Source organism: Chryseobacterium caseinilyticum (assembly GCF_014837145.1).
Classification (GTDB): Bacteria; Bacteroidota; Bacteroidia; order Flavobacteriales; family Weeksellaceae; genus Chryseobacterium; species Chryseobacterium caseinilyticum.
Map to the genome: position 1 here is coordinate 25,733 of NZ_JACYFS010000006.1, position 18,323 is coordinate 44,055.

Consider the following 18,323-nt stretch of genomic DNA (forward strand, 5'->3'; position numbering starts at 1 on the left):
TTTAAAATTTTACAGTCTTTATTGAATCATAATTATTCAATAGAATATTTCTAATTGTAAAGTAGGAGAAAAAACAGTTCGAAACTTTAACTTATTTAAAAAAGGCAGCAAATTTTTAAAAAACCTCACCGCAATATCTAGAAGTCCAGCAAATTCTAAACCACTCAATCACTCAAACTCATATCCCACATCCACCAAATACAATCCATGAGCTGGTGCAGAAGTTCCTGCAGAATTTCGGTTTTTGTTTTCTATAACTTTCCGTACATCTTCAGGCTGTATTTTTCCTGCACCGACTTCAATCATTGTTCCTACAATGGCTCTGACCATATTTCTCAGAAAACGGTTGGCGGAAACAGTGAATTTCAGTTCCGTTCCGTTCTGTTCCCATTCCGCTTTGTACATTTTGCAGAGATTGGTTTTGTTGTCGGTGTGGAGTTTCGCAAAACTTGTAAAATCTTCGTATTCAAAAAGAATTTTACAGGCTTCATTCATTTTATCTACATCAATATTTCTTCTCCACAGTTGCCACGCAGAATCCTGCGTAAAAGGATTTTTCTCCAGAGAAATATAATATTCATAGGTTCTGAAAGTTGCATCAAAACGGGCATGAAAATCATCTTTAACTTTAAAAATTCTCTTAACTGAAATATCTGCAGGCAAAAAACTGTTGAGTTTGTGTGAAAGCTGATCGCATAAAATCTGTTCAGTTTCAAAATGAGCAAACATCTTTTTTGCGTGAACACCTGTGTCGGTGCGGCCGGCTCCGGTTGTTTTAATTTCTTCCCTCAAAATAGTGGAAAGTGCTTTTTCCAGTTCTTCCTGCACGGAAATTTCATTGGGCTGAATCTGGTAGCCAAAATAATTTTTACCGTTGTATGAAAATTCTATAAAATATCTCAAGGCAATTTTAAATTTAATTTTAAAACCAATTCAAACTAAAGTGAAGATTTAGTCTAAATAATCTGCGTGTATCTTCCTGCTGAATCGTTCCTGCAAAAATACTCTAATTTGATGATAAAATTTTACAGAATATTTTGAAAACTGACTAAAAACATCCTTTGAAAAGGTTTTAAATTCTTATTTTTGCCAACGTATGAAAAGATGGTATCTCTATCCTTTTTCTTTGGGTTATAAGGCGGTAACCGGTTTGCGGAACACCTTCTATGATCTGGGGATTTTAAAATCCACGAAATTCCGTACGCCGGTGATCAACGTCGGCAATCTTGCTGTGGGCGGAAGCGGAAAATCTCCGATGGTGATGTATCTTGCCAAAAGTCTTTCCAAACAGTACCGAACAGGTGTGCTGTCAAGAGGTTACGGGAGAATGACTAAAGGATACGGTATTACAAATTACGAGAGCAACTACAAAACAGTAGGCGATGAGGCGATGCAGCTTTTCGAAAGGTTCAAAAACAGATTCGTTATTGCTGTTTCGGAAGAACGGGTTCCCGGCGCACAGAAAGTGATTGAAGATATGGATCTTGATGTTTTGATTCTTGATGATGCACTTCAGCACAGAGCAATCAAGGCCGGATTTAATATTCTGATGACTGATTTTAATGATCCTTACTTTAAAGATCATCTGCTTCCTGCAGGGGATTTGAGAGAATCGAGAGCCGGAGCAAAACGTGCAGATATCATCATGGTAAGCAAATGTCCGGATGAACTTACCGAGGAAACCAAGCAGTATTACATCTCAAGAATAAGGCCTGAGCGCGGACAGAAAGTGTTTTTCTCCTCAATCGGTTACGATGAAAATGTTTACGGACGTGAAAAAATGCTTCCCGACAACAATTTGAATTACTATGATATTCTTCTGATCACAGGAATTGCCAATCCGAAACCATTGCTGAATCACCTGGCTAAATTTTCCCAACGTGTAAAGCATTTGAAATTCAGAGATCATCACAATTTCACAGATGCCGACATTAAAAATATTGTCGCTGAATACAAAAAACTGGGCGAGTACAAATTGATTTTAACAACAGAGAAAGATTTCGTCCGCCTAAAAACTTTCGATTATTTGAGAGATTTGGTTTATTACTGGCCAATTAATGTTGTCATCGATAAAAAAGAAGAGTTCAATCAGGAAATAATGAATTTTGTCAATAAAAAATAAAACTGATCCGCAGCAACCGTTGCGGATTTTATTTTGCTGAAATAGAAATCTTCAATCTTTCAAATTATGTTAAATCATCCATTTTCATTATTCAAATTATTTTTCAATGTTTAGATTTGTAAAAAAAATTAAGATGAAGCAGTTACTGACTTTTATGATGTTGAGTATTTTCACTTTGGGATGTTCTCAAAAAGCGCCGGACATTTCTAAAACAAAATTTTCTAAAGAGGCTTTAAATCAGAAACTGGAAGATGAAGATGGTAGAAGCACCACAATTCGGGAAATTTTAAATCAGCATAAAGGAAAAGTTTTGGTGATAGATTTTTGGGCAGGATGGTGCAGAGATTGCCTGAAAGCAATGCCAAAAGCAAAGGAACTTGAAGAAAGTAATAAGGATATTGATTTTGTTTTCCTTTCTCTGGAAAAATCAAAAGAAGGTTTCGACAAAAGTCTCGAAAAACATGCAATGAAAGACAAAGAAAACTACTGGTTTTCCACAGGCTGGAAAAATGATTTCAACAATTACATCGAGCTGAATTGGATTCCGAGATATATGGTCATTGATCAGAAATCTGACATTGCAAAATACTACGCGATCTCTCCCGAGGATCCGGAAATTCAGAAAACAATTGATTCGCTTTCAAAATAAAGTTGAGACAAAGGTTAATAATGATATAAAGTCATCTCTTTTAGGGATGATTTTTTTTTGTTTCTAATGATGAAATTTTCTCTAAATTTACTTAAAACTAATCATGATGAATCTCTTAAAAACATTGGGAGTTGTAACTCTTCTCTTTTTGAGTGGTTCTTTTTTTGCTCAAAATCATCACTTCATCCGGAATTTTAATACAGAAAATTCTAATCTTGCTGATAACATTATTTATGATATCGAAGAAGATACAAAAGGCTTTCTATGGCTGGCAACAGAGAATGGACTGAGTCGTTTTGACGGTAAAAATTTCTTCAATTATACAGTGAAAAACGGTCTTCCGTCAAACGAAGTTCTGTCGGTAATTAAAGAAAAAAACGGCCGGATCTGGGCTAACTGTTTCAAGCAGCCTCCTTCTTACTTTGATGAAAAAAATAACCGTTTTGTAACGGAAAAAAGTCCTGAGATAGAAGCTAAAAGCAACACGGTAATGTTGCATTATTTTCCTTTGCGGGGCGGAATTGTTTTTTATGGTCAGCATTTTCATTTCTTTTATCTCAATGGGAAACTGCAAAGCATTCACAAGGATTTCTTTCCCATTTCAGTAGAAAATAGAGATAATTCTGCTGTAAATGTGGAAAGTCTTAATAAGCTTTTTCATGCCGACAGAAATATTTTATTCCGTTTTGCAAAGCAAAAAATTTATGTCTTCGATAATCTTGAGGGAAAAACGATAACTGAAATTTCAGCATTAAAAAATGATCCCCTTACAAGTCCGAAAAAGAAAATTATTTTTCCGGCGAAAATTCAGTGGAAGCGGTTTTATGAAAATCACCTTTTGATTAATACAATTGATAATCAATTGACTGTTATAGATTTGAAAACATTTTCAATCGTTAAGAAAATTAAATTTAAAGAAGCTTTTTCCAACGCTTTTATTGATCATTCGGGCAACATCTGGATTTCGGTTCCCAATGGAGGATTACAGCTTTATACTTCTTCAGCAATTCGAAAAATACATTTGGATAATATAAAGATGAATGAAAATTTCCTAAGCGTAGCAAGTGGTTCAAATGGAAATCTCTTTGCTGGAAATTATTCGGGACAAATCATATCGGTGAGCAAAAGCGGACAAAAAGAATTGTTTGAACTGGAAAATGTGAAAGAGAGAATTCGCAAGATATTGTTTTTCAAAAATGCTCCGCTTCTCATTTCAGATTACGGATATGCCTACAAATCTAAAAAGTTGGAAAAAATATTGGTCGGGGACGTTTCACAGTCTTTAAAAAACGGAATGAAACTGAATGACAGCATTGCAGTTTTGGGTTCTATCAACAGCTTAATCCGCTTAAATGTATTGACGAAAAAATACAGGTTTCTCAATTTCCCCGAAGAGAGAATCGGCAGTATTGATAAAATTTCTGAAAACGAACTGCTCATAACGTCCTCCAAAAGACTGTCGGTTTATAATGTAGAAAAAAACACGAGAAAAGATTTGTGGCAAAAACTGAATTTGGCAGAAGGAATTGTGAATGGAAATCTGTTTTTTGTGAGCAATTTATCGGGTGAAATTTCTGTTTTTAAGAATAGGAAATTAATTAAAACCATTAAGAATTCTGAAAATTTACCCACAACAATCTCCAAAATTTTCACCCGTAAAAATAAACTGTGGATGGCAGGAAAAGACGGGTTGTACCAAATGATATTTAAGGAGAAAAATGGTGTTTTCAATTACAGAATTTTCAGAATTACCAAAAGTGACGGCCTTGCTTCGAACAGTATTTTTGATATCACAGAAAATGACAACAGCATTTGCGTAGCTACAGAAAATGGAATTTCAATTATTCCCGAAAATTACATTCCTGAAATTTTTGATATTAAGTCAGAAGTGATTTCAGTGAAAATCAACAACAAAAACACGACAATACTGGACGAATATTTACTGAAGAAAAATGAAAATAACATCAGCATTCTTCTTTCGGGAATTGAACTGTCAGGTCATACCAAAGCGATACAGTATTTGGAAAACAACCAAAAAAAATGGATTCCCGTCTCCGGTAACTCAATCAATTTACAACTAAAAGGAGGTACAACTGAACTGTCGATTCGTGCCGTGGACACCAATAACAACGCCGGAAAGACGATCAAAAAAATCACTTTTCATGTTGCAATTCCTTTCTATGAGAAGGTTTGGTTCTGGATTATTGTCAGCGGGCTTTTCTTCGGAGGAATTTTTGCACTTTATGGAAGATGGCGTTTTCTGAAGCAAAAAGAATTTTACCATCATCAATCTGACTTAGATAATCAGCGAAGTAAAATTACGGCCGATTTGCATGACGATTTGGGTGCGACGCTCAGCAGTTTGCAGATCAACAGTGCCATTGCCCAAAAATTACTGGAAAAAGATATTCCACAGACACAGAAAATTCTTCAGAAAATTGAATCTCAGGCAAAACACATTTCAGAAAACATAGGCGATATCATCTGGAGTTTAAAACCGGGTAAAAATGAATTTATGTCTTTGAGCACAAGAATTATCAATTCAGCCAATGAAATTTTAGGCCATACCGAAATTCCTTTTGAAATTAAAATAAATCCCGAAATCGACACTGAAATTACCGACTTTACGATGCGGAAAAATCTGGTTCTTATTTGCAAAGAAGCGTTGAATAATATCGCAAAATACAGCCAGGCAACAGAGGTATCTTTAAATTTAAATAAATCTGAAACCCATTACATTTTAGAAATTTCAGATAATGGAACGGGTTTTAATCCTGAGGAAAAGAAAGGAAACGGATTACATAATATGAAAAAACGGACACACGAAATGAATGGGCAATTTGAAATTTGCAGTGACACTGGAACCTGCATCAAAATTACCATCCCTACAATTAGGGATTGAGAAATCGTGTTTTTACGGATAACTTTGTACAAGAAAACTAATAACCATTTTTTTTAAATCGTGAAGGTTTATTAATAAGTATTTTCACACCAAAACCATGATTAGAATATTCGCATACGACGACAGCCCGGAGCGGTTGCAGAGTTTGAAAGCACTGATTTCCCTAAGCGATAATCTGTTGTATATCGGCGATGCAGAATGTTGCGAAAACGTTTTGGCTGAAATGACGATGTATTCTCCCGACGTCGTTTTAATGGACATCAATATGCCCAAAGTTGACGGAATTGAAGGTTTAAAAAGAATAAAATCTAAATTCCCTCAAATTAAAGTATTGATTCAGACGGCTTTTGATGACAGTGATAAAGTTTTTAAAGCCATCTCAAACGGCGCAAGTGGTTATATTTTAAAATCAGACCATCCAACGAGAATTTTACAGGCAATAGAAGAAGTTTACGAAGGCGGAGCATCGATGAATCCGGCAATTGCCAAAAAAGTAATGGAATATTTTCTCCCGAAAAAAACCGAAGAAAATCTCACTCCAAAAGAAAGAGAAGTGTTGAAATTTCTGTCCGAGGGCTTAAGCTACAAAATGGTCGCAGATAGGCTTGGCGTAAGTTATTCTACCATCAACACGCATACTAAACATATTTACGAAAAATTACATATTTCGTCGCTTGGTGAAGCGATTTCCTGGTATTATAAAAATAATCTGAGCTAAGTTTTCAATGCTTTAAATGTACCTGGATCCCTTTAATTAGGGATTTTTTTGTGTAAAAATAATTTCAAAATTTGCTGAAATGTTTTATTAAAAATCAATTACAATGAAAAAATTATTTACACTGTTTATTTGCTTGTTGACTGCCAGCATCTATTCTCAAGAGCAGAAACCAGTTTTGCGGGACGGTTATGGAATCTATTTCGGAGCAGGAACATTAATAACAGGTTCTGATATGAAAACCAATAATAATATGGGAAACCTTACCACGTTTAAAGTCGGCGGCTTTGTCCCGCTATTTGATTTTGGGAGCAGAAACACATTCGGTTTAAATGCAGGTGTTACTTATTTTACAGGAAATAGAGACTACGGCCTTGGTGCTTACCAACCTTACAATATCACAGGACAAACTGGTTTACCGAATATTGCAGCAAAAGGTTCAGGAAGCCCAAGGCAGGCAGGTTTTAAGACTGAAGCCGGTGCACAGGCTAATCTTAATTTTGGTCGTTATACCTTGTCACCCGTTTTAAATTTGGCATACATCAACTTAAAACAAAAAGAATTTTCTGTGGTTCAGAGTAGCGCTGTGAATGGGCAAAATTATGATTATGATTTGTACCGACAGGCAGAGAATAAAACTTCGGGAATAGGCGCAGTTGCGGGAATCAGTCACCGTTACCGGTTTGGAAGAGATTGGCGATTCAGTATTTATGCAGAAACCCATTACCACTTCGGTCCGTCGATAACTACAGAATCTTCAGCAATATTACCGTCAGGCGTAGCAAATGCACAGGGGAATTATAATCTGAATCAGATCAATTCTGCTACAAGAACAGTACAGACTAAAAACACAAAATTCAATGCTTTTGGAGCAAGTATTGGTTTTGGGATTGAATTGGGAGGTAGAAGTACATCCCGCATCAAACAACCCATTATTGATAAGTGGCATAACCCACGAACAGGACTGATCCCACAACGACAACATTCCAGAATTTTCTGTTATGATGGTAAAAAACAGGTAAATTATTATGATTTCAAAGGTGATCTTATGCACATTGTTCTTTCCAGTGAACTTTGTGATATGAATACTTGGCCAATTGCCGGAGTAGAAGGTGATTTACATGTGGTAACTAATTCTCCTACAAAAAACTGGAACGGGTTTTTAGAAAATCTTTTCGCAACACCCAAAGATTATCAGGTGATTCCTTCTGTTGAAGGTTTTGTTAAAAAATTAAACAAAAACACAGATTTAAATACCTCAATTGTTGAGGATAAAGGTGAAAAATATCTGAAGATAGTAAAATGGGATGGAAAAGAAAGCCAGACAGTCTTTTCACCAATAGTTGATGATTCACCAGTCGGAATTCTTTTAGGTTATAAATATTCATGCCGTGGAAATTGCAAAACTGGCTGCGGAATAAACAATGGACATTGTGTGCCATGCAACAATTTATTAGGTTCGTATTGTAATGTGGTGAAACAGGGTGATTATAGTTTCTATTTAGAATATCCTGCAATTTGGATTGATTCTTTTGCTGTAGATACTGAAACTCCTTATGGAAATACTAAAAACCCCAAACTGAATGATTTTATAAAAAGCCTTTTCCCTATGAATTATAAAATAACCGATTTGGGAGTAATTACAGAAAACAGTAACAAGTATTTATCTGTCATAGTTTCTGACGGTAAAAAACAAATGGTTTTACTCAATAAAATTATTGGAGAAAAAACCACTTCAGGCTGGATCGGATATTATAACGCAAACCTTCCATTAAACACAAAAAGCAATAATCTTTTATCAGAATTTTCGAAATTGAAAAAAGATGATCACAATTATTCTGGACACGTTATGTTGCTAAAAACTGATTAATTCACCATTGAGCTTATTTACAAATCTTTACAATCCAGCTGATATTTTCAGTTGGATTTTTTATGCTGTGTGTAAATAGTTTGGGCGCCTTTTCCGCCCTCCATTCCCGCTGTCATTGCGAGGAACAAAGCAATCTTTTCGGTAGGGCTATTTTGGCCCTCGCAACGACGAGCTCCATTCAGGTCGGGGAGCGCGCAATTCTCTGTGGAAAAATTAAGTTTTAAACAAGCATAATTTCAGAAATATAAAGCCTTCTTTTATCCAAATCATTCTTGAAACCCTTTCAAAACTTCACTCCCTACAATTAGGGATTTTTTTGTGTTAAAAAAATCTTAAAATTTGTGGAAACATTTAAACTGAATACAATGAAAAAGTATAGCTTATTTTTTACAGGAATTATATTTTCCGTCATGTCTCTGCAATGTACCAACAAAGAGATGACTATAGATGAAAGTTTTGCGCCACCATCAGCAGAACGATTGAATGCACTGTTTGATCAGGGCGTAACCAACGAGAAAGCTTTTGCCCATTTTGATTCGTCACTTACCAATTATATTTATACAACCGCTCGCGGCACGACCGTAAAAGTAAACGGAACCTGCCTCAGGTTAAATGGTGCACCAATTACGGGAACCGTAATTCTGGAATTTGTAGAAATTTACGACAGAGCAAAAATGATGGCATCCAACAAGCCTACAATGGGGAAAAAAGTTTCCGGCGAACAGGAAATGCTTTTGTCCGGCGGAGAATTTTACATTAACATCAAAAAAGATGGAAATACACTCACCACAACCTGCCCGATTGTCGTAGAAACTTCAACTGCGAATTCAGGCGGAACAGTTGCAGGTATGCAGGCTTTCAACGGAGTTATTGCCAACAGTGCGCTCACATGGGAACCAACCACAAGCTGGGATGTAGTTACAAATGTGCAAACGAATCCCAACAAGTATGTGATGGCTCTTCCAGGATTCGGATGGTTCAACTGCGATAAATTTTCAAATTATCCTGAGCCAAAAACTACCATTACGGCAAACGTTCCGGCGGGATATGGCAGTGCTTCACAGGTTTTTATTCTGGCTAAAAATATTCCGAACGCATTAGGAACTACAGCAGGAAAATTTCCTGTAGGAATGCAGTGTTATCTGATTTTCGTCTCAGAAAGTAACGGAAACTTTATGTGGATTATCAAAGAACAGACCCTTGCAGCTAGTCATACCATCTATTTCGATCTGAAAGATGCCAAAATGGGTAAAAGTGCAGATTTCGTAAGCAATATTTCACAATTAAACTAATAAATGATGAAAAAGAGAATTTTACTTATAATAATGCTTCAGTTTTGTTTCAGTTATTTTTTCGGACAAACTGCAAGCGTGAATTCTGAAAACAATATCAACAAAGGATTTCAGATTTCTCTCAGAGGAGGCTTTGACGCCATTCCTGTTTATAACAACAATACACCTTACATCGATTACGACGGAAACTGGATGGCAGGCGGAAGTGCAGATTACTATTTCAACCGCTGGTGGGGAATTGGGGTAGATTTTGATTATCTGGTGAATAATCCGAAAAGTATTTATCCTACCAGCAGTCTTTACTACAGCGGTTTTCCGGTGAATCAGTTTCATTTAAAGGAAAATTATATTTCAAGAACTTTCCTGGGAATCGGTCCCGATTTCAGATACAAAAAAAATGACCGCTGGAATCTTGAATTAAAACTTCGCGGCGGAATTTCCAATATCAAAGGAGGTTACACCATGCTCGAAGGAACCGTTCCAATCGTTCCAACCCCGATGAATATTGCACTCAACCATCATGCAGGGTACGATGCTAAAAATGTTTTTTCAGGAAAAGCATCTTTTCAGTACAATTATTTTATCAGTAAATCTTTGGGATTGCATTTAGGAATTTACCACATTAATCATTTCAAAGTCGAAGAATTGGTAGATCCGGCAACGGGTTATGCTTCGAGTTACTATGATTTTAAAACCAATCAGGACGGTGGCAATGATTTAAATTTAGACCCAACTTATAGAAATAAAGCCTGCAACTGCAACATCAATTCTACAGGTGTTTATGCGGGCCTTACTTTCAGATTTCCTCAAAAAGAAAAATGTACAACCTGCCAAATGTGTCCTGTCTGCAAAAAAGTACACGAGCCTCCAATGTGTGTCGCTGCGTGTACGGTTTGTGGTTGCAAAATTTCAATCACGGCTAAAGATAAAATTAGCGGAGAACTTTTAAATGAAACCGATGTTGTTCTGCAGAGATCAGACGGAACCATTGTAGAATCCGGTAAAACAAATAGTTTCGGGGTAGTAGTTTTTGATAATGTACAGGCTGGAGATTATTCTGTGAAAGGTAAACTCCACAATGTTAATCTACAGGAAGCAAAAATTTCTCAGGCAGATTTTGATCAGTGCAAAGCCAACGGAGGCGTTATTCAAAAACAGATTCTTTACACAGATGATAATTTTGTTCTGAAAGGCCAGATTTTCGAGTGTAATACAACAAAAACCATCGAAGGAGCCAATATTGAACTCTTGCATGCGGCTTCCAATACAAAGAAAAATACAATTTCGTCTTCAACAGGAGAATATATTTTTAATGTGAATAAAAATACAGTCTATTCAATTAAAGGAAACAAAGACGGCTACTTTTCCAACGAAATGGAAATCAATACCGCAACCTACGACAGATCAAAATCACTTTTCATCAGGTTTGAAGTATGTGTAGACCCTTGTGGTAAGGCAATCAGGCTGAATAATATCAATTTTAATTTAGATAAATCAGATATTCTGCCGGCATCAGAACCAGACTTAAATTATGTCGTGACTTTAATGAAGAAAAATCCAAAAATCAAGGTTGAACTTTCTTCACACACAGATTGGAGAGGAAGTCACGCCTATAATCAAAAATTATCTCAGAGAAGAGCAGATTCCAGCGTGAATTATATTGTCAACAAAGGAATCGACCGAAGCAGACTGGTTTCTCGTGGTGCCGGCGAAACAGAATTGCTCAATCGTTGTGCGGATAATGTAGAATGTACCGAAGAAGAAAACCGCATCAACCGCAGAACAGAATTCAAAATCCTTTGTGTAGAAAACTATTAACCTAACAAAAATGAAATGCTCAGAATTGGGTGAAAACTTCCTGAGTGTTTCATTTAAAAATTTAAACACATGAAATTTCTAAATATAACAACCTTAGCAGCGATAAGTGCATTTTTTCTTATCAGTTGCGACAAAGAAACCTGCGAATACGTAACAGTATGCGAACCTTTAGGAAGCAATACCGGGCAATCCGGAATTTCCATTGTTACCTATAACGCAGACAATCCCACCGATTTTGTAGCCGCAATTTATGATACAAGAAACAATGCTTCAGTACCCGCAGGAACAGATTGGGCACCCGCTCTTGGAACGGGAGGCAAAATTACAAAACCCGCAGACTGGACCTTGGGTAAACTGGGAAGAATCTTCGGAATTGCAACAGATAAAAACGCAAATGTTTATCTTGCCACGTCAGGAGTTTATGGTCAGAACTTTTTGAACACTCCTTATCAAAATGCAGTTCCCGGTAGAATTTACAAAGCCACGGCTGGAACTTATTCTACAACCCCATTTGTAGATTTACCCATATCCTACGCCAGTTCTGCAGGCAGTTTAAACGGGGTTGGTAATGTTGCCTACGACAAAATCAACAATCAGTTGTTCGCCACAAATCTTGATGACGGAAAAATCTACAGAATCTCAATGACGGGTTCTATACTTCAAACCTATGATCCTTTTGCAGCTGATTCCGGAACTCCGGATATCACAATTCAGGACGAAAGAATCTGGGGAATCGGCGTCAATTACGAAAACGGAAACGTAAAAGTATATTTTCCGAGAGTCACAGTTCCTTCTACACTTCTTGCAAATAGAAATCTCTATTCTATAACCCTAAATTCAACTGGTGCAATGCCAACTTCAGCCCCGGCATTAGAAATTACCAATCTTCCCGGTCATGCAGAAGCCATTACAGATCTTGAGTTTTCAGCAGATACCAAAAAAATAATTTTGTCAGAAAGGGGAGATCCTCACGATGTTATTGCATTCAGCTACAACAACACCGGAAGTGGCTGGAATTTCAATACGCAATATGCTGTAGGTGGTTTTACCGGTAAGAATGCGGCTGGTGGAGTGGATTTCCAATATATTGGAGATGATAAAAACCTCGTACAATGTGAAGAGTTTGTCTGGGTAAGCGGGAATTATTTAGAAGCCGCAGCAATAAGTCCAGGAAGAGTTTACGGCATACAGGGAATAAAATATCCCGGAAATACGGTAGCAACAGCACCTTCTACAGATTTATTTATAGACTACAATCCACCGGTTTACAACTTTGCAATGAAAGGAGATATCGGCGATGTAGATGTTATAGATGCCGACCAGTGCACCTGTATTTCAAAATAATCAATAAAACTGATAACCATTTTGTAAAACTAAAATCTCAGCCTTCAGGGTTGAGGTTTTTATTTGGGCGCCTTTTTCCGCCCTCCGTTCCCGCTTTTTTGTGCCTCTGCTTTCCCCTCGCTTACAAAAAGAGCTCCACTCAGGTCGGGGCGCGTGCAATTCGCTGTTATAAAAATGAAATCAGAATTCAAATAATTGTCAGTAATTTTGCAGTGATGAGCTTTCCCAACCGCAAAATTATTCATGTAGATATGGATGCATTTTATGCTTCCGTGGAGCAGCATGACAATCCTGCACTGAGAGGTCAGCCTGTTGCTGTGGGAGGCGGTCATCGCGGTGTAGTTTCAGCAGCGAGTTATGAAGCCAGAAAATATGGCGTTCGTTCTGCCATGCCAAGCAAAACTGCGAAAGAAAAATGTCCGCATTTAATCTTTGTACCGCCACGATTTGCACGCTACAAAGAAATTTCGAAAAAAATCCGCGAGATCTTTTATGAGTACACCGATTTGGTAGAACCGCTTTCTCTGGATGAAGCCTATCTGGATGTAACCGAAAACAAAAAAGAAATAGAATCTGCCAATCAGATTGCAAAAGAGATCCGTCAGAAAATATTTGAACAGACAGGTTTAACTGCTTCCGCAGGAATTTCTATCAATAAATTTTTAGCCAAAGTCGCTTCAGATATCAATAAACCCAACGGGCAAAAAACCATACATCCCGATAAAGTAGAAAAATTTCTGGAAGAATTGCCTGTAGAAAAATTTTACGGCGTAGGAAAAGTTACTGCCAACAAAATGTACAGTCTGGCGATTTATAAAGGGAAAGATTTGAAGAAAAGATCGCTTGAAGATCTAACGAGACTTTTCGGTAAATCCGGAAAGTACTATTATGACGTCGTTCGGGGAATTCATCATTCCGAAGTGAAGCCGCACAGAATTCAGAAGAGTGTTGCAGTTGAGCGCACATTCCTTGAAGATCTTTTCGATCAGCAGCAGATTGACGAAAAACTGCAGAATCTGAGCGAAGAACTGCACAGCAGACTGCAGAAAAACAATATAATGGGAAGATCTCTGACTTTAAAAATCAAGTACAAAGATTTCTCATTATTTACAAGAAGTTTTACGAAGGAAGAATATTATTCATCTCCTGAAGAATATTTCAGCACCGGAAAAAAGCTTTGGGAACTGCGTCCGTACGATAAAGCGGTACGATTATTGGGTTTGTCTGTGTCACAACTTAACACTGAAGAAAAAAAGCAGATTTCTGTTCAGCTTAAAATCCCGTTTGAGGAATTTCGCGGAGAGTTGTAATCACTTACAAACTATTATATTGATCAAATACTACTTTAGATGATAAACCCAACAATGATTCAGTATTTCCATTGGTATTCCGAAGGTAACGGAACGCTGTGGAATGAAGCCCATAAAAACGCAGAATATCTTTCAGAATTAGGAATTACTTCAGTCTGGTTTCCTCCGGCCTATAAAAGTACTAACGGTGGAAATTCCGTCGGTTACGACGCTTACGATCTTTTTGATTTAGGAGAATTTGACCAGAAAAATTCCATCCCTACAAAATACGGAACCAAAGATGAATATATTAAAGCCATTAAAGCTTTGAAGAAAAAAAACATTGAGGTAATTGTTGATATTGTTTTGGGACATAAAGCCGGCGGTGATGAGCTGGAAAAATTCAAAGTGGTAAAAGTGGATGAAAATAACCGCGAAAAAGTAATTTCGTCTGAAATCGATATTGAATCCTACACCAAATTTACCTTTCCCGGACGTGGAAAAAAATACTCAGATTTTGAATGGAACTTCACCTGTTTCAGCGGTGTAGATTATGCAGAAGGTAAGGATTCTCATATCTACAAAATCAAATCAGAATACGGCGACGACTGGGAAGAGATGATCGACGATGAGAAAGGAAATTACGATTATCTGATGTACAACGACGTGGAACACCGAAATCCTCACGTACGTGAGGAACTCAACAAGTGGGCAAACTGGTATTTTGAACAGACCGATTTTGACGGCGTAAGACTGGATGCCTTAAAGCATATTTCTTTTGACTTTTATAAAGAATGGCTGACAATGCTCCGCTCCAATTCCGGAAAAAATATCTTTGCTGTCGGTGAATATTGGGCACCGGGGCAACTCAATCTTTTACAAAAATACATTGATGCTACTGAAGGCTGCATGAGTCTTTTCGACAGTTCGCTTCACAACAATTTTCATACAGCTTCTCAGGAAGGTGATTCCTATGATTTGAGGCAGATTTTTGAGCATACACTTACGCAGGCTGATCCTTTACACTCAGTGAGTCTGGTTGATAATCACGATACACAGCCGCTTCAGGATCTGGAAGCACCGGTTGAAGAGTGGTTCAAACCTTTGGCTTATGCATTGATTCTGCTCCGTGTTGATGGTTATCCGTGTATTTTTTATCCGGATCTGTTTGGAGCGAGCTATAAGGACATGGGTAATGACGGAAATGAATATGAGATTTTCCTGAATAAAGTAGATGGAATTGAAGAACTTTTAAAGGCCAGAAAAAATCATGCGTTCGGTGAGCAGAGAGATTATTTTGAAGATGCAAACTGTGTCGGCTGGGTGCGCGCTGGTGACGATGATCACGATGGCTGCGCTGTAGTTTTAAGCAACAAAGATCAGTATGAAAAACCTATGGAAATGGGCGAAAAATACATTGGCAAAACATTCTATGATGTCTTGGGAAGATTTGAAGATAAAGTGACGATCGACGACAACGGATGGGGGAATTTTCCTGCGCCGGCCGGTAACGTCAGCGTCTGGCTCGTGGAAGATGGCCAGTAAGGTTATCAGAAAAAAATTATTACAGAAATGTTATACTCATCCCTGTCTCAACCGAGACGGGGATTGGTTTTTTTTTACTTTTACAAAAATATATTTACAATTCATTTAAATAATTATCTTTACGGCCTATAATTTATCAATTTTATGAGAAAAATTTTACTGTCTATAGCAATTGTTTCAGCAATGGGTATGCAGGCGCAGAGCATCAATTCAGAAAATGTTGATTTCCGTGTATTAAAAGCGCCACAGACTTCCATTAAGGAAACTGAAAGAACCTACAGCATAAAGGTGAATTCGCCTTACAATCTGAGCAAAGAAGATGTTTTGAAACAGGCAAAAAAAGATCACCAGGATGCTGTTGCCAATTTCAGCAACACGATTAAGGAAAGTCAGGATAATTATCAGCAGTCACTAAGAGATTATAATGATGAGGTGATCAAAGCAAAGGAAACTTTCGCACTGGAATCTGCAGAATTTAAAAAAATGAGTCTTCTGGAACGTTTGAATATGCAGGAAAAAGGAATGAAACCTACACTCAGACTTCCTTCTAAACCTGTTTATGTAAAACCTTCGCCGCCAATTTACAGAGATCCGGATCTTAACGATTATTTTATTGTAGACAACAATGTTCTGGCATCCCAGATTTCTATCGACGGATACAAAAAAGGCAATCCGAATGTTGATGTTTATATAGATATGTCAACCGTCAATTTTCAGGATAACGCCGGGCAGACATTTGCAAATCAGCCGACAAAAATCACGGTAAAAGAAAACGGAACCGAGAAAATCAATACAAGTATCGGACAGGATTTTGTTTTTGTTTCTTCACAGCCTTCCAACAATATCAATAAGCCGGCTGAAGAGAAAAAGTATCTGGGAAATACCATTAAATCGATCAACACTTTCCTGAATGAAACTTACGGTTACAAAACATTAAACAAGCAGGTCAAACTGGAATTTGTGAAAAATAAAGGTGAATACAACGATCTTGAAAAAGCCCAGATTTATGTGACTACAAACCTCAGAAAACTTCAGGCAAACTCAGATCCTACCACAAATAATGTGGCTTTTGAAAATATGAAAAAAGGAACTGACATTTGGGAGCAGGTTTTGGCTAAAGTAAATTATACCGATAAAAAAGCAGTGTACAATGCTAAAATCGGGAAATATTTATTTTTAAATTTAATCAGACTGAATGTGGCGTTGGAAAACAAAAAAGCAGCTGAAAAATACCTGAACCAAATGCAGGAAAAAATGGTAGAATTAGATTTATCATACAACGAAAAAGCAGAGTTGAAAACTTTGGAAAATCAAATCTACAAATCTTAAAAGCATGAAATTCAAAATATTTACAGCACTTACGTTGTGCCTTGCCATCAACGCTTTGTCGCAGTCAAAATACAACCATGGAAACAAATTTGATTTTGATAAAACCATCGAAAAGGATGTGAAAATGGTTGCCGGAGATGCCAACAGTTTCTACATGAGCAGCATCACCAACGAAAATACGTTTGAAAGCAAAAGCCAGATTTTCGTAAGGAAGTTTGACAATACCAATAATCTGAAGCAGACTTTTACACACAACATTCCTCAGATGGAAAAGTTCGCCTACATCAATTATCTTGGAAGCTTTGATGCCGGAAACAACATTGTTTTTATTACAGAAACCTACGCCGGGAAACTGAAGAAAAAAAATATTTACAAAATTATTTTTGATAAAACTGCAGGAACTTTCAGAGAAGATCTGATGGCGACTTTTCCTATCGAATCTGTCATGAAATCCGGAACTTCCTATTTTGAGAAATCTGAAAACGGAAGATATGGTGCGGTCGTTTTCTATGAGCATTCGCCAAGAAAAGAACCTGTAAAAATCAACATTAATGTTTTTGAAACATCCAGTCTGAAGACGGTTTGGGAAAAACAGATTACTGGTGAAGCAGGAAGTTCAGATACACATTTTTTTGTTGCCAACTCGGGTAATGTAGGACTTTTGAGATCTGCACAGCAGAATGCATCACTTTTGTATGTTACACCTTCTGGTCAGGAAGAGAAATTCTTCACAGAAAAAATGAAAATTGTAAGTGAACATGCAGTTTCCATAGGATCTAAAGAATATCTTCTCGCGTTCAACAGTACGCCCAAAACGATAAAAATGAATGCCGCCAACTTCGAAAATCTGATGTTGTACGATATTGAAGAAGGAAAAATTGTTTCCAACGAAGTGGTTTCGCAATACAATGACGGAAGCAAGATTGTTGAAATTTATACTCCTTATTCCACTGTGAGCGGTAATAATATTTACCTTTTTACAGAAAGCAGAATCAATGCAGGAACAAGACAGGCAAAATCACCGATGAGAACAATGATGATCAATGAAACTTATTACGTAACAGCAGATCCGAGAATGGTAATCATCAATTCTACTACAGGGAAAATAGACAATGTGGTTGCCCTGAATGGAAAAGGAAGAAAAAATGCAGAACTTGATCTGCACGCTTTGGGAATCGTCAATGTAAAAGGGAATTACATCATGAAGAAAGGTGAAAACTACGATTTATCGGCAGTTAATCTGGACAGCAAATCGGTGGTCGAACTTAAAAATATGCCTCCTTACAAAGAAACTCAGGCCGCTCAGTTTCAGGGATCAGGCGATGCTTACAGTCAGGCATTGCTGTACAGACCCGATGTGAAAGGAATTTATTATCCAAGAACTTATGACGGTAGCAAAAGCGCGGCAATTGTTGCGATAGAAAATTTCGACGGTAAGTAGATTTTTA

13 protein-coding genes are annotated in these 18,323 nt (G+C 37.2%); 12 read left to right on the forward strand and 1 reads right to left on the reverse strand.

What is annotated here, in order from left to right; genetic code table 11:
- Positions 1-168 precede the first annotated feature (168 nt).
- Positions 169-903 carry a tRNA pseudouridine(38-40) synthase TruA gene (gene truA, locus IC610_RS15905; protein ID WP_191737727.1) on the reverse strand — a complete coding sequence of 245 codons (735 nt, stop codon included), beginning with the start codon at positions 901-903 and terminating at the stop codon, positions 169-171.
- Between the two features lie 193 nt (positions 904-1,096).
- Here truA and lpxK point away from each other — a divergent pair, with 193 nt between their 5' ends.
- The 12 genes from lpxK to IC610_RS15965 all read left to right on the forward strand — a co-directional run bounded on the left by lpxK (position 1,097) and on the right by IC610_RS15965 (position 18,316).
- Entirely contained in the window at positions 1,097-2,122 is a 1,026-nt protein-coding gene (gene lpxK / locus IC610_RS15910; RefSeq protein ID WP_191737728.1) for a tetraacyldisaccharide 4'-kinase, read from the forward strand.
- A 133-nt stretch (positions 2,123-2,255) separates the two neighbouring features.
- The gene (locus IC610_RS15915) at positions 2,256-2,771 is read left to right on the forward strand and encodes a TlpA family protein disulfide reductase (protein ID WP_191737729.1); all 516 of its coding nucleotides are present in this window, start codon (positions 2,256-2,258) and stop codon (positions 2,769-2,771) included.
- A gap of 103 nt (positions 2,772-2,874) precedes the next feature.
- Positions 2,875-5,673 carry a sensor histidine kinase gene (locus IC610_RS15920; RefSeq protein ID WP_191737730.1) on the forward strand — a complete coding sequence of 933 codons (2,799 nt, stop codon included), beginning with the start codon at positions 2,875-2,877 and terminating at the stop codon, positions 5,671-5,673.
- Between the two features lie 97 nt (positions 5,674-5,770).
- Positions 5,771-6,391, forward strand: a complete 621-nt coding sequence (locus tag IC610_RS15925) for a response regulator (protein ID WP_191737731.1) — start codon at positions 5,771-5,773, stop codon at positions 6,389-6,391.
- A gap of 103 nt (positions 6,392-6,494) precedes the next feature.
- Positions 6,495-8,258: a hypothetical protein gene (locus tag IC610_RS15930; RefSeq protein WP_191737732.1), complete on the forward strand. Its 1,764-nt coding sequence runs from the start codon at positions 6,495-6,497 to the stop codon at positions 8,256-8,258.
- 365 nt (positions 8,259-8,623) lie between these two features.
- On the forward strand, positions 8,624-9,550 hold the full coding sequence (locus IC610_RS15935) for a hypothetical protein (protein WP_191737733.1): 927 nt from the start codon (positions 8,624-8,626) through the stop codon (positions 9,548-9,550).
- Between the two features lie 6 nt (positions 9,551-9,556).
- On the forward strand, positions 9,557-11,368 hold the full coding sequence (locus IC610_RS15940) for an OmpA family protein (protein ID WP_191737734.1): 1,812 nt from the start codon (positions 9,557-9,559) through the stop codon (positions 11,366-11,368).
- Positions 11,369-11,437: 69 nt separating this feature from the next.
- Positions 11,438-12,712, forward strand: coding sequence for a hypothetical protein (locus tag IC610_RS15945; RefSeq protein ID WP_191737735.1), 1,275 nt, complete (start codon positions 11,438-11,440; stop codon positions 12,710-12,712).
- A gap of 215 nt (positions 12,713-12,927) precedes the next feature.
- Positions 12,928-14,022, forward strand: coding sequence for a DNA polymerase IV (gene dinB / locus IC610_RS15950; protein WP_191737736.1), 1,095 nt, complete (start codon positions 12,928-12,930; stop codon positions 14,020-14,022).
- Positions 14,023-14,061: 39 nt separating this feature from the next.
- Positions 14,062-15,546 (forward strand): alpha-amylase, encoded by a 1,485-nt coding sequence (locus IC610_RS15955; RefSeq protein ID WP_194698932.1) that lies wholly within the window; start codon positions 14,062-14,064, stop codon positions 15,544-15,546.
- A 144-nt stretch (positions 15,547-15,690) separates the two neighbouring features.
- Positions 15,691-16,875 carry a hypothetical protein gene (locus IC610_RS15960; protein ID WP_191737737.1) on the forward strand — a complete coding sequence of 395 codons (1,185 nt, stop codon included), beginning with the start codon at positions 15,691-15,693 and terminating at the stop codon, positions 16,873-16,875.
- Positions 16,876-16,879: 4 nt separating this feature from the next.
- A complete protein-coding gene (locus tag IC610_RS15965; protein ID WP_191737738.1) occupies positions 16,880-18,316 on the forward strand; it encodes a hypothetical protein in 1,437 nt (478 codons plus the stop codon).
- Positions 18,317-18,323 lie beyond the last annotated feature (7 nt).

Excerpts from the sequence above, each read along its gene's own strand:
- IC610_RS15920 (WP_191737730.1), top strand. The coding sequence starts at position 2,875 with ATGATGAATCTCTTAAAAACATTGGGAGTTGTAACTCTTCTCTTTTTG.
- IC610_RS15955 (WP_194698932.1), top strand. The coding sequence starts at position 14,062 with ATGATAAACCCAACAATGATTCAGTATTTCCATTGGTATTCCGAAGGT.
- IC610_RS15965 (WP_191737738.1), top strand. The coding sequence starts at position 16,880 with ATGAAATTCAAAATATTTACAGCACTTACGTTGTGCCTTGCCATCAAC.
- IC610_RS15960 (WP_191737737.1), top strand. The coding sequence starts at position 15,691 with ATGAGAAAAATTTTACTGTCTATAGCAATTGTTTCAGCAATGGGTATG.
- IC610_RS15940 (WP_191737734.1), top strand. The coding sequence starts at position 9,557 with ATGAAAAAGAGAATTTTACTTATAATAATGCTTCAGTTTTGTTTCAGT.
- lpxK (WP_191737728.1), top strand. The coding sequence starts at position 1,097 with ATGAAAAGATGGTATCTCTATCCTTTTTCTTTGGGTTATAAGGCGGTA.
- IC610_RS15915 (WP_191737729.1), top strand. The coding sequence starts at position 2,256 with ATGAAGCAGTTACTGACTTTTATGATGTTGAGTATTTTCACTTTGGGA.
- IC610_RS15925 (WP_191737731.1), top strand. The coding sequence starts at position 5,771 with ATGATTAGAATATTCGCATACGACGACAGCCCGGAGCGGTTGCAGAGT.
- IC610_RS15930 (WP_191737732.1), top strand. The coding sequence starts at position 6,495 with ATGAAAAAATTATTTACACTGTTTATTTGCTTGTTGACTGCCAGCATC.
- dinB (WP_191737736.1), top strand. The coding sequence starts at position 12,928 with ATGAGCTTTCCCAACCGCAAAATTATTCATGTAGATATGGATGCATTT.
- IC610_RS15945 (WP_191737735.1), top strand. The coding sequence starts at position 11,438 with ATGAAATTTCTAAATATAACAACCTTAGCAGCGATAAGTGCATTTTTT.
- IC610_RS15935 (WP_191737733.1), top strand. The coding sequence starts at position 8,624 with ATGAAAAAGTATAGCTTATTTTTTACAGGAATTATATTTTCCGTCATG.